Genomic DNA, 12,543 nt, shown 5'->3' with positions numbered 1-12,543 from the left:
ACTTTGGAATGCTGCCAAATGTGGGAGCGGGCTTGCTCGCGAACGCCGCGCCGCGGTCTTCAGCCAATCAACTGAGCATCCCGCAACGCAGTCAGCGCCGCCAACCACCGCGGGTCCTGCTTGTAATCCGTCGACGCCATCGCCTGCCCACGCATCCGCGCAATCCGCGCCGACGGCGTCACTTTCATCCGCTGCGCCGCAGTCAATGCCAACTCTGCCGCCGCACGATCGTTGCACACCAGCCCCATGTCGCAACCCGCCGTCAGCGCAGCCTCGATCCGACTGGCCGCATCGCCGACCACATGGGCGCCCGCCATGGACAGGTCATCGCTGAAAATCACCCCATCAAACTGCAACTCACCGCGCAGGATGTCTTGCAGCCAGCGCCGCGAAAAGCCTGCGGGCTGGGCATCGACTTGCGGGTAGATGACGTGGGCGGGCATGACTGCCGCCAGTTGCTGGCTCAGGCGTGCGAAAGGCACCAGGTCATTGGCGCGAATCTCTTCCAGGCTGCGTTCATCATTGGGAATGGCAACGTGGGAATCGGCCTCAGCCCAACCGTGTCCGGGGAAATGTTTACCGGTAGCGGCCATGCCGGCGCTGTTCATGCCACGGATAAAGGCTCCGGCGAGCACGGCGGCGCGCTCGGGGTCACCTTCGAAAGAACGGGTGCCGACCACGGCGCTGCGCTGGTAATCCAGGTCCAGTACCGGGGCAAAGCTCAGGTCGAGGCCCACGGCCAGCACTTCAGTGGCCATGATCCAGCCGCACTGTTCGGCCAGGTATTCGGCGTTGGGGTTGTCGGCCAGCGCACGCATGGCCGGCAGGCGCACAAAGCCCTGGCGCAGGCGCTGTACACGACCGCCCTCCTGATCGACGGCCAGCAGCAGGTCCGGGCGCACGGCACGAATCGCCGCGCTCAGCTCCCGCACCTGACGCGGGTGTTCGATATTGCGCGCAAAAATGATCAGGCCGCCCACTTCAGGCTGGCGCAACAGGTGGCGATCCTCGGCCGTCAGCCAGGTGCCGGCCACGTCAACCATCAAAGAACCTTGCAGGGCAGCAGTCATAAACCTTCCTTAAATAACGCACACAACCCGCTGCACTCACCCAATGCGATGAGCACGGTGAGCACAGCGGGTTGCGAGTAAATAGCTGAATTCGGCATGGGCGGCTAGCTTAGCGGATGCAAGCGGCCGCGCACACCCGGGAGGGTCAAACCTTGGCGACTGCCGGCGTGGATTTGCTGCGCGGGCGCAATTGCGCGGCAGCCATGGCCTGGTCGGTCACCCCGGTTTCGGCACGCATGCCGGCAGCGAGGAACGGCACCATCAGGCGCATGACCTGCTCGATGGAGGTGTTCACCCCGAAGTCGGTCTCGGCAATGGCACGCAACGCCTTGATCCCGGACATGCTGAACGCGGCGGCGCCGAGCATGAAATGCACGCGCCAGAACAACTCGATGGGCGGAATACGCGGGGCGGCTTCATTGACCAGCAACATATAGCGACGGAATACCTTGCCGTACATGTCTTCCAGATAACGGCGCAAGTGACCCTGGCTCTGGCTGAACGCCAAGCCCAGCAAACGCATGAAGATCGACAGGTCGTTGCCGCTGCGCGGCTGTACCACCAACGCTTGCTCGACGAGAATTTCCAGCAGGTCTTCCAGGCTTGGCTTGTTTTCGGGCTTGGTCTGGCGGCGTTCCAGCTCGCGGTCGAGACTGGCGCAGAACGGCCCGAGGAAGCGCGAGAACACGGCCTGAATCAGGGCTTTTTTCGAGCCGAAATGGTAATTCACGGCGGCGAGATTAACCCCGGCCTTGCTGGTGATGAGCCGCAATGAAGTTTCAGCAAATCCTTTTTCCGCGAACAACTGCTCGGCAGCATCGAGAATGCGTTCAACGGTTTCCGACTGGGCCATGGCTACTCCGCCTGACAAACACTTGTTTGAAACATACGTTTCAGGTTGTGTCTTGTCAACCCTGAGGGGCCGTTTTCCGGCCGGGCAGTCATCTATTTCATCGCTATTTAATCACATCCTTCCTGGTCTGTAGGCAGCGCTATCTTCGGCTTGTAGGAGGAGTGACGAATGACCGTCCAGCGGAGTGGTAGAAAAGGATGATTGCCAAGCGCAGTTCACTGTATATAATCCCAGTCACTGTATAAAAAGACAGAGCGATCAACATGCTAAAACTGACGCCACGCCAAGCTGAGATTCTGGCTTTTATCAAGCGCTGCCTCGATGACAACGGCTACCCGCCGACACGAGCGGAAATTGCGCTGGAACTGGGATTCAAGTCCCCCAACGCCGCCGAAGAACACCTCAAGGCCCTCGCTCGCAAAGGCGCGATCGAGATGACCCCGGGTGCCTCACGCGGCATTCGTATCCCTGGCTTCGAAGCCAAGGCCGACGAATCGACCCTGCCGATCATCGGTCGCGTCGCCGCCGGTGCGCCGATCCTGGCGCAGCAGCACGTCGAGGAATCCTGCAACATCAACCCGACCTTCTTCCATCCTCGCGCCGACTATCTGTTGCGCGTCCATGGCATGAGCATGAAGGACGTGGGCATCTTCGATGGCGACCTGCTGGCCGTCCACACCACCCGCGAAGCCCGTAATGGCCAGATCGTCGTCGCCCGTATCGGCGATGAAGTCACCGTCAAACGCTTCAAGCGCGAAGGCAGCAAGGTCTGGCTCCTGGCCGAGAACCCTGAGTTCGCCCCGATTGAAGTGAACCTGAAAGATCAGGACCTGGTGATCGAAGGCTTGAGCGTCGGCGTCATTCGCCGCTAAAGGAGGCATCATGCAGCTCGTGCACACCCCGCAACACACACAACTGTCGCTGTTCGAGGCCTTTATGGCCCAACCCCTTGCGCCTATCCTCAAGGAAACGGTCGAGGCGCCCTGGAGCGCCGAGCCCGAGGCGTTCAGTGAATTGTCGTTGCGCGGTGCGGCCGGGAGCTGCCTGAGCCTGCTGGCGCCAATCCTGCGCGAACTCAGCGAGGAACAGGACGACGCCCGCTGGCTGACGCTGATCGCCCCGCCTGCCAGCCTGACCCAGGCCTGGCTGCGGGACGCCGGCCTCAACCGTGAGCGCATCCTGCTACTGCAACCGCGCGGCGCGCAAAGTGCCCAGCAGTTGACCTGCGAAGCGTTGCGCCTGGGCCGTAGCCATACGGTGGTGAGTTGGTTGAATCCGCTGAATGCGACTGCCAAGCAGCAGCTGATCGGCGCCGCACGTACGGGCGATGCTCAGAGTTTGAATATTCGATTGGGATAAAGCCACAGGCTGAACTGTGGTGGGCCCGCTTGCTGTGGCGAGCGAGCTTGCTCGCGCTGGGCTGCGAAGCAGCCCCAAAACCAGACACCGTGGAATGCCTGATACACCGCATCAATCTATTCAGGGCCGCTTCGCAGCCCAGCGGGAGCAAGCTCCCTCGCCGCAAAAGCCCGCTCAGCACAGCGAGCCCGTAAAACCACAGCAGACACCTTAACCACAGTTCTCAGTGCAGAACCCGCGGCCCATCATCCTTCTCCGGCTCGCCTTCCGCCAGGCGACCTGCCATCTGCACACCCACGCTCAACATGGCTTTTGCGACTTCCACGTGCTGGCCTTGCAGGAACGCCTTGGCGTCCTCGGAAAAATCCAAAGTCACCAGAGAACCCTCGTCCTCAGCCCGACGCAGCTCGATTCGGCCGTCAGGCAGTTCAACAATTTCCAGAAAGGACGTTGGCATAAAAGTCTGTTCTCCACGAAAGGCCGCGATTATATCAGTCATCCACCCGGCCCCGCTGAGGATCTGAAGAGGTTTCTTTACAGCATGATGAATGGTGCTCTCTGCTGTGTGACTGAACAATGGGGGTGCCTCAGCACTCGTTCAAGCCTTCGCGAAACCGCAACGCCAGCTTTTTCAGTTCCTGGCGCCAGCCTTCCAGCTCTTCCCGACTCAATGGCTTGGGCTCATCGTCTTCCAACGAAACCGCCACGATCAGCGGCTGGGTCACGTCCCCCTTGGGCACATGGGGAACGCGCGGCGGCTGGAACATATCGGCATGGGCCTTGAGCAAGCGCGCCACCCAACTGTCGGGGCTCTGGGCCATTTCCACCAGTTCTGCCAGTTCGGGGATGGCCATGGTCTCCAGGACTTCGTGGGTCATGATCAGCTCTGCACGCGGCGCACCGGCCTGGGGCAAGCGATAGAACCCGGCGATTTCATGGCACAAGCCCAGCAACGCACCGTAGAGGTGGAACAATGCCGCTTCACGCCCCGCCTGGACCAACGCGATGGCATTCATCTCCTTCCCTTCCTCGGCGCGGCCAAGGGCTTCCAGGGACAAACCCGCGAAGTAAATTTTCTGATTGGTACGGGTATAGAGTTCGTTGGCCATAACGGCAGTCTCCACAACGAAAAGAGGCGTGATGCTGGCTTTGTAATGTGGCGAGGGAGCTTGCTCCCGCCGGGGTGCGCAGCGCCCCCAAAAGCTTGGGCCTGCTGCGCAGTCCAGCGGGAGCAAGCTCCCTCGCCACAGCAAGCCCGTCCCTACAACCTAGTCAGACTAGTCGATCAAGCGCCCTGGCGCTTGTCCTCGACCTTCCACTTGCCGCCGTCGTAGAACGCCTTCCAGCCAGTAGGCTTGCCGTCCACTTCGGTCTGCACGTACTGCTCCTTGGTCTTGCGGCTGTAGCGGATCACGGCTGGGCGACCATCCGGGTCCTTCTTCGGCGCTTCACACAGGAAGTGGTACTTAGGATCGATCTCATCCTTGTGCGGCACGATCTCCATCACCAACGGCGCACGGGTCTCGCGGTTTTTCGGGAACTGGCTCGCAGCCAGGAACAGGCCCGAAGCACCGTCACGCAGGATATAGGTGTCGTTGACCTTCTCGCACTTGAGCTCCGGCATCTTCACCGGGTCCATTTTCGGCGGCGCCGCGTCACCGCTTTTCAGCAGCTTGCGGGTGTTCTTGCAGGTCGCGTTGGTGCAACCGAAGAACTTGCCGAAGCGGCCGGTCTTGAGTTGCATTTCACTGCCGCACTTGTCGCATTCCAGGCTCGGACCTTCGTAGCCCTTGATGCGGTAGGTGCCCTCTTCAATCTCGTAGCCGTTGCAATCCGGGTTGTTACCGCAGATGTGCAGCTTGTGCTTCTCGTCCAGCAGGTAGGCGTCCATCGCCGTGCTGCAGATCGGGCAGCGGTGCTTGCCACGCAGTACCAGCGACTCGGATTCACCCTCGTCGTCAGCCGCGATTTCATCGCCGGGCACGAGGTTGACGGTGGCCTTGCAGCGCTCTTTCGGCGGCAGGCTGTAGCCCGAGCAACCGAGGAACACGCCAGTGGAAGCAGTACGGATCTGCATCGGACGGCCGCACGTCAGGCACGGGATGTCTGTCATCACCGGCTGGTTGGCACGCATGCCGTGCTCTGGGCTTTCGGCCACTTCGAGCTTCTTCTTGAAGTCGCCGTAGAACTCGTCCAGCACGCTCTTCCAGTCACGCTCGCCCTGGGCCACGTCATCGAGGTTCTCTTCCATGCCGGCGGTGAAGCCGTAATCCATCAGGTTGGAGAAGCTCTCGGACAGGCGCTCGGTGACGATGTCGCCCATCTTTTCCGAGTAGAAGCGACGGTTATGCAGGGCAACGTAGCCACGGTCCTGAATGGTCGAGATGATCGCCGCATAAGTCGAAGGACGACCGATACCGCGTTTTTCCATCTCTTTCACCAGGCTGGCTTCCGAGTAACGGGCCGGCGGCTTGGTGAAGTGCTGGGACGGATCCAGCTTGATCAGTTTCAGCGTATCGCCCTGGGCCATGTCCGGCAGCACGTCGTCGTCGCCTGGCTTGGCGATTTGCGGCATCACGCGGGTGTAGCCGTCGAACTTGAGGATACGGCCCTTGGCACGCAGCTCGAAGTCGGAAGCCGCCACCGTCACCGTGGTGGACAGGTATTGCGCCGGCAGCATCTGGCAGGCCAGGAATTGGCGCCAGATCAGCTCGTAGAGGCGCTCAGCGTCGCGCTCCATGCCGGTCAGCTTGGCAGGCGTGGTGTTGGCGTCAGAAGGACGAATCGCTTCGTGAGCCTCTTGTGCGCCTTCCTTGCTGCTGTAGACGTTCGGGTTCTCCGGCAGGTACTTCTTGCCGAACTCGCCTTCAATATACGTACGTGCCATCGCCACCGCGTCTTGCGACAGGTTGGTGGAGTCAGTACGCATATAAGTGATGTAGCCGGCTTCGTACAAGCGCTGGGCCATCATCATGGTTTTCTTCACACCAAAGCCCAGGCGGTTGCTCGCGGCCTGTTGCAGGGTGGAGGTGATGAACGGCGCCGACGGCTTGCTGCTGGTCGGTTTGTCTTCACGCTTGACGATGCTGTAGCTGGAAGACTTGAGCTTCTCCAGCGCGGCCATGGCCTGGGCTTCGTTCAGCGGCTTGAAGGCCTCGCCTTTCTCGCGGGCCACTTCGAAGCGCACGTTGGCGCCCTTGGCAGTGCCGAGGTCGGCATGGACTTCCCAGTACTCTTCAGGGATGAACGCACGGATCTCGCGCTCACGCTCCACCACCAGCTTCACCGCAACCGATTGCACACGGCCGGCGGACAGGCCACGGGCGATCTTCGCCCACAGCAGCGGCGAGACCATGTAGCCCACGACGCGGTCGAGGAAACGACGGGCCTGTTGGGCGTTGACGCGGTCGATGTCCAGCTCGCCCGGCTTGGAGAAGGCTTCCTGGATGGCTTTCTTGGTGATTTCGTTGAACACCACACGCTTGTAGCGGCTGTCATCACCGCCGATGGCTTCCCGCAGGTGCCAGGCAATGGCTTCCCCTTCGCGGTCCAAGTCCGTTGCGAGATAGATGGTGTCGGCATCCTTGGCGAGCCGGCGCAGCTCTTCGATGACCTTTTCCTTGCCCGGAAGGATTTCGTACTTGGCCTTCCAGCCATGATCCGGGTCCACACCCATGCGCGAGACCAGCTGCTTGCGCGCTTTCTCTTTAGGCGTGAGCACCGGACCTTCGCCCGCAGCGGCCTTGCCGCGCTTGGCGGCAGGCTCCTTGCTGGCGCTAGCCGAACCGCTGGTGGGCAGGTCTCGGATATGGCCGATACTCGACTTCACCACGTACTCGTTACCCAAGTACTTGTTGATGGTCTTGGCCTTAGCCGGGGATTCCACAATGACCAGCGATTTGCCCATGGATCGGAAAATTCCTGAATTCGAGAAGTGAGAGGCAGTTGGCGCCTGTCGCGGCAACGCTATATATAGTGGCAACAAGGTGAGGTCAAGCGCAGCATTCTGCGCGACCTGCCGTTATTGCCCTGAAAAAAGACTGGCTTCGGCCTGCACCAAAGCAAAGCGCGGGACCTGCTCGCCGTCAACTTCGACGGTCTCCAGGAACATGCTCAAAGGGCGCACCCAAAAGCCGTAATCGCCATACAGTGCTTGGTAGAACACCACTTCCTCTTCGGTCTCGGAGTGCCGCGCCACACTGAAAACGCGGTACTGCGGACCTTTATAATGCTGGTAGAGCCCTGGTTCGACTTGCATGCTCTGGCCCTCTTACAAAATTTGTTAAAAAAAAAAAATACAAAACCACCCAAAAACAAAAACCGGGGCACTGGGCCCCGGCTTCCGTCAACCCAACGCTTAGACGCGTTCGAAGACGGTGGAAATGCCTTGGCCGAGACCAATGCACATGGTGGCAACCCCAAGGTTGCCGCCATTTTGCTTCATCACGTTAAGCAAAGTGCCGGAGATACGTGCACCGGAGCAACCGAATGGGTGGCCCAGGGCAATCGCACCGCCGTGCAGGTTAACCTTCTCGTTCATCTTGTCGAGCACTTTCAGATCTTTCAGCACTGGCAGGGCCTGTGCGGCGAAAGCTTCGTTGAGCTCGAAGAAGTCGATGTCGTTGATGGTCAGGCCCGCGCGCTTCAAGGCTTTTTGTGTGGCCGGTACTGGACCATAGCCCATGATTGCCGGGTCCACACCCGCCACGGCCATCGAACGGATCACCGCCAGCGGCTGGATACCCAGGTCCTGGGCACGCTGCGCCGACATCACGATCATGCACGAAGCGCCGTCAGTGATTTGCGACGAAGTGCCCGCCGTCACGGTGCCGCCCTTTGGATTGAACGCTGGCTTCAAAGCCGCCAGGCTTTCCAGGGTGGTGTCCGGACGAATGGTTTCATCGTAGTCGAACAGTTTCAGGAAACCGTTCTCGTCGTAACCGTTCATCGGGATGATCTCATCCTTGAACTTGCCTTCCACGGTCGCCTTGTGGGCGAGCTGGTGGGAACGCACGCCGAACGCGTCCTGGGCTTCACGGGTGATGCCATGCATTTTGCCGAGCATTTCCGCGGTCAGGCCCATCATGCCCGAGGCTTTCGCCGCGTACAGCGACATGTGCGGGTTAGGATCGACGCCGTGCATCATGCTGACGTGGCCCATGTGCTCCACGCCGCCGACCACGAACACATCACCGTTACCGGTCATGATCGCTTGCGCAGCGGTGTGCAGCGCGCTCATCGACGAGCCACACAGGCGGCTGACGGTCTGGCCGGCAGCGGTGTGCGGGATCTGGGTCATCAGCGACGCCATGCGCGCGATGTTCCAGCCCTGCTCCAGGGTCTGGTTGACGCAGCCCCAGATCACGTCCTCGACTTCGTTCGGATCGACCTTGACGTTACGTTCCAGCAATTTGCTGATGAGGTGCGCCGACATGTCTTCGGCGCGGGTGTTGCGGTGCATGCCGCCCTTGGAGCGGCCCATCGGAGTGCGACCGAAGTCCACAATCACGACGTCTCTTGGATTCAAGCTCATAAATAGTCTCGCTCTAGTCGTTTGGGCGCTTAACCGAAGAAGCTCTGGCCGTTCTTGGCCATTTCACGCAGCTTCGCGGTCGGGTGGTACAGCGGGCCCAAATCAGCGTATTGGTCAGCCAGGGCAACGAACTCGGCCACACCGATCGAATCGATGTAACGCAGCGCACCACCACGGAATGGAGGGAAACCAATACCGTACACCAGGCCCATATCGGCTTCGGCGGCGGTTTCAACGATGCCGTCTTCCAGGCAACGCACGGTTTCCAGGCACAGGGCGATCATCATCCAGTTGATGATGTCTTCGTCCGACACCTCACGCTGCTCATAGATGACAGGCGCGAGTACTTCGTGAACCGATGGATCGGCCACTTTCTTCTGCTTGCCCTTCTTGTCAGCCTCGTAGGCATAGAAGCCCTTGCCGTTCTTCTGGCCCAGGCGCTTGGCCTCGTAGAGCGCGTCAATCGCCGAGCGGCGGTCGTCTTTCATGCGGTCCGGGAAGCCTTCAGCCATCACGTCGCGACCATGGTGGCCGGTGTCGATGCCGACCACGTCCATCAGGTACGCCGGGCCCATCGGCCAGCCGAATTTTTCCATGACTTTGTCGATGCGCACGAAGTCCACACCGGCGCTGACCAGCTTGGCGAAACCGCCGAAGTACGGGAACAACACGCGGTTGACCAGAAAGCCCGGGCAGTCATTGACCACGATCGGGTTCTTGCCCATTTTCTTGGCGTAGGCAACGGTGGTGGCAACAGCCAGCTCGCTGGACTTCTCGCCACGGATCACTTCCACCAGCGGCATCATGTGCACCGGGTTGAAGAAGTGCATGCCGACGAAGTTTTCCGGACGCTTGAGAGCCTTGGCCAGCAGCGAGATGGAAATGGTCGAGGTGTTCGACGCCAGGATGGTGTCTTCCTTCACGTGGCCTTCGACTTCAGCCAGTACCGCCTGCTTGACCTTCGGGTTCTCGACAACCGCTTCGACCACCAGGTCGACGTGGCCGAAATCGCCGTAGGACAGCGTAGGACGAATGCCGTTGAGCACTTCAGCCATCTTCGCAGCGGTCATGCGACCTTTGTCCACACGACCGACCAGCAGCTTGGCGGCTTCCGCCAGGCCTTGCTCGATACCGTGCTCGTTGATGTCTTTCATCAGGATCGGCGTGCCCTTGGACGCCGACTGATAGGCGATGCCGCCGCCCATGATACCGGCGCCGAGTACGGCAGCCTGTTTCACGTCGCGCGCGATTTCGTCGTAGGCCTTGGCCTTTTTCTTCAGTTCCTGATCGTTCAGGAACAGGCCGATCAGGCTCTGGGCTGCCGAGGTTTTCGCCAGCTTGACGAAACCTGCCGCTTCCACTTCCAGGGCTTTGTCGCGACCGAAGTTCGCCGCCTTCTGGATGGTCTTGATCGCTTCAACCGGCGCCGGGTAGTTCGGGCCGGCCTGGCCAGCCACGAAACCTTTGGCGGTTTCGAACGACATCATTTGTTCGATGGCGTTGAGCTTGAGTTTTTCCAGCTTCGGCTGACGCTTGGCCTTGTAGTCAAATTCGCCGCTGATGGCGCCCTTTATCAGGTTCAGTGCGGCTTCGGCCAGTTTGTCCGGGGCAACCACGGCGTCGACGGCACCGACTTTCAGCGCGTCTTCAGCACGGTTTTCCTTGCCGGCGGCGATCCACTCGATGGCGTTGTCGGCACCGATGATGCGCGGCAGACGGACGGTGCCGCCAAAGCCTGGGTAGATGCCCAGTTTGACTTCAGGCAAGCCGATCTTGGCCGTGGCCGACATGACGCGGAAGTCTGCCGCCAGGCACATTTCCAGGCCGCCGCCCAACGCGATGCCATTGATGGCAGCGACGGTCGGTACGTTGAGGTCTTCGAAATCGCTGAAAATCTTGTTGGCTTCGAGGTTGCCAGCCACCAGCTCGGCATCGGGCAGCTTGAAGTTGTCGACGAATTCGGTGATGTCCGCGCCGACGATAAACACGTCCTTGCCGCTGGAAACGATCACACCCTTGACCGAAGCATCTGCTTTGATGGTGTCTACGGCCTGACGCAATTCATTCAGGGTTAGACGGTTGAACTTGTTGACGGACTCACCCTTGAGGTCGAATTTCAATTCGACGATGCCGCTTTCAAGAGCCTTAACCGTGATGGCTTTACCTTCGTAAATCATCAACTGATCTCCACGATATGGACGCTGAACAGTACACATTGGACGCTGGCCTATTGGTTGGACATTGAGCTTTTCGTCAACGTTCAGGCCAATCCGCCAGGCACACCCGCCAATGCGATAGTCGGGGTTCTGTATGAGCGGTCTGACAGACAAACGCTCAATTCATACGCCCGTTTGATTTGGGTACGCCACCTTCATCCAATTCCGGGCAATTGTCAATCGCTCGAAAGGCTAGGAAAAACGCGACTTTCCAGTCAGTTCAGAACCCGAAGCCCAGGCCCGGGCCTCGTCAATATTCAAATATTCACGAAATCAATAATGGAAAAGTTGTGGGGAATGGCTGTACAGAACGGGATAAGCGGCTAGGCTAGCCGCAACCGTAAAGCGTCTGGATGAATATCCGACGCGTGCAACACGAAATTACCGGCCTGCCTGGCCAACTCCAGCCCGATGATGATGTCGGGCTTTTTATTGCCTGTTGTTTATCAGGCCAGGGCCTTGAGTAGCGTGTCGATCTCCTGCAACACACTCGCCTCGCCCTTCTCCCCCCAATACAAGGCGATCATCTGCTTGTCGGCCTCGATCTTGTAGACGTTATCCGGCAGCCTCGAAAAATACGGCAACAACTTTTCATCGACGCAGGCTTCACGCCATTGGTTGACCCACACCCCCGGCTCCAACTGCCAGTAGCTCCACAGCGCCGGTGTGCTGCCACGCCGTGGCCGGCAGTACTGCGCACAGGGGCTTGGCGGCTCCTGCTTGAGCCAGTGCGGCCACTCCTGGGGCGACAACTGCATGGCCAGGCCTATGCGGCGCGCCTCCATGCGCAGGGCCATGCGCCCGCTCTGATGGCGCGACGGACGCAGCCATGCCAGAGGGCTCAACACCACCACAAGGATTGACACCACTATCCAGACCGTCATATGTGTACTCCCGAATTTCTAGATGAGCGGATTTGATCTGACGCAACCCCATCCGCTTGAAAGCAGCCATACTGAATTTATTGCAGTCCCTTGGAGGAACGCCTCATGCCCTACCAACATATTCTGGTCGCTGTCGATCTGACCGAAGAGTGCGATCCAGTGATCAAGCGCGCACAGGAATCTGCATTGGCCAATGGCGCCATTCTCTCGCTGGTGCACATCGTCGAGCCCATGGCCATGGCCTTTGGCGGTGACGTGCCAATGGACCTTTCCCAGTTGCAGCAACAACAATTCGATCAGGCCAAAGAGCGCCTTGACCGCTTGATTCTCAAATACCCACACTTGAAAAAAGAAGACTGCCACCTGACCTACGGCCAACCGCGCCAGGAAATCCACCACCTGGCCAAGGAAAAGGCCTGCGACCTGATCGTGGTCGGCAGCCATGGCCGCCACGGCCTGGCGCTGCTGCTGGGTTCCACCGCCAATGATGTACTGCACGGCGCGCCGTGTGACGTGCTGGCCGTCCGGTTGGTAAAGACCCCGTAGGACCACACAGATCCAATGTGGGAGCGGGCTTGCTCGCGAAAGCTTTTTGTCAGTTGAAACATCTGGTGGCTGACACACCGCT

12 protein-coding genes are annotated in these 12,543 nt (G+C 59.8%); 3 read left to right on the top strand and 9 right to left on the bottom strand.

Going from position 1 to position 12,543, the window contains the following annotated elements; all coding sequences use genetic code 11:
• Positions 1-59 precede the first annotated feature (59 nt).
• Both nagZ and NUV89_RS05145 read right to left on the bottom strand, forming a co-directional pair.
• Positions 60-1,070, bottom strand: coding sequence for a beta-N-acetylhexosaminidase (nagZ, locus tag NUV89_RS05150; RefSeq protein ID WP_257780535.1), 1,011 nt, complete (start codon positions 1,068-1,070; stop codon positions 60-62).
• Positions 1,071-1,215: 145 nt separating this feature from the next.
• Positions 1,216-1,923 carry a TetR/AcrR family transcriptional regulator gene (locus tag NUV89_RS05145; protein WP_110624226.1) on the bottom strand — a complete coding sequence of 236 codons (708 nt, stop codon included), beginning with the start codon at positions 1,921-1,923 and terminating at the stop codon, positions 1,216-1,218.
• Between the two features lie 263 nt (positions 1,924-2,186).
• Here NUV89_RS05145 and lexA point away from each other — a divergent pair, with 263 nt between their 5' ends.
• Both lexA and sulA read left to right on the top strand, forming a co-directional pair.
• Positions 2,187-2,795 (top strand): transcriptional repressor LexA, encoded by a 609-nt coding sequence (gene lexA / locus NUV89_RS05140; protein ID WP_003172575.1) that lies wholly within the window; start codon positions 2,187-2,189, stop codon positions 2,793-2,795.
• Positions 2,796-2,805: 10 nt separating this feature from the next.
• Positions 2,806-3,282 carry an SOS-induced cell division inhibitor SulA gene (gene sulA, locus NUV89_RS05135; protein WP_257780534.1) on the top strand — a complete coding sequence of 159 codons (477 nt, stop codon included), beginning with the start codon at positions 2,806-2,808 and terminating at the stop codon, positions 3,280-3,282.
• 223 nt (positions 3,283-3,505) lie between these two features.
• On the opposite strand, the gene NUV89_RS05130 is transcribed toward sulA, so the two are convergent.
• The 7 genes from NUV89_RS05130 to NUV89_RS05100 all read right to left on the bottom strand — a co-directional run bounded on the left by NUV89_RS05130 (position 3,506) and on the right by NUV89_RS05100 (position 11,915).
• Positions 3,506-3,739 carry a hypothetical protein gene (locus NUV89_RS05130; protein WP_026136850.1) on the bottom strand — a complete coding sequence of 78 codons (234 nt, stop codon included), beginning with the start codon at positions 3,737-3,739 and terminating at the stop codon, positions 3,506-3,508.
• Between the two features lie 130 nt (positions 3,740-3,869).
• Positions 3,870-4,391: a DUF6586 family protein gene (locus NUV89_RS05125; protein WP_257780533.1), complete on the bottom strand. Its 522-nt coding sequence runs from the start codon at positions 4,389-4,391 to the stop codon at positions 3,870-3,872.
• A 176-nt stretch (positions 4,392-4,567) separates the two neighbouring features.
• Positions 4,568-7,189 (bottom strand): type I DNA topoisomerase, encoded by a 2,622-nt coding sequence (gene topA, locus NUV89_RS05120; protein ID WP_017737335.1) that lies wholly within the window; start codon positions 7,187-7,189, stop codon positions 4,568-4,570.
• Between the two features lie 114 nt (positions 7,190-7,303).
• Complete coding sequence (locus tag NUV89_RS05115; protein ID WP_257780532.1) at positions 7,304-7,540, bottom strand: DUF1653 domain-containing protein; 237 nt, start codon at positions 7,538-7,540, stop codon at positions 7,304-7,306.
• A gap of 99 nt (positions 7,541-7,639) precedes the next feature.
• Positions 7,640-8,815, bottom strand: coding sequence for an acetyl-CoA C-acyltransferase FadA (fadA, locus tag NUV89_RS05110; protein ID WP_043047500.1), 1,176 nt, complete (start codon positions 8,813-8,815; stop codon positions 7,640-7,642).
• A gap of 29 nt (positions 8,816-8,844) precedes the next feature.
• The gene (gene fadB / locus NUV89_RS05105) at positions 8,845-10,992 is read right to left on the bottom strand and encodes a fatty acid oxidation complex subunit alpha FadB (RefSeq protein WP_124528031.1); all 2,148 of its coding nucleotides are present in this window, start codon (positions 10,990-10,992) and stop codon (positions 8,845-8,847) included.
• Positions 10,993-11,477: 485 nt separating this feature from the next.
• A complete protein-coding gene (locus tag NUV89_RS05100) occupies positions 11,478-11,915 on the bottom strand; it encodes a hypothetical protein (RefSeq protein WP_257780531.1) in 438 nt (145 codons plus the stop codon).
• Between the two features lie 105 nt (positions 11,916-12,020).
• On the opposite strand from NUV89_RS05100, the gene NUV89_RS05095 reads away from it, so the two are divergent.
• On the top strand, positions 12,021-12,461 hold the full coding sequence (locus NUV89_RS05095) for a universal stress protein (RefSeq protein WP_257780530.1): 441 nt from the start codon (positions 12,021-12,023) through the stop codon (positions 12,459-12,461).
• The last annotated feature ends 82 nt before the right edge of the window (positions 12,462-12,543 follow it).

It is taken from the genome of Pseudomonas sp. 18.1.10, from assembly GCF_024655625.1.
Lineage (GTDB): Bacteria > Pseudomonadota > Gammaproteobacteria > Pseudomonadales > Pseudomonadaceae > Aquipseudomonas.
Note: the sequence above shows the minus strand (reverse complement) of the source record. Positions and strands in the feature narration are given on the sequence as shown.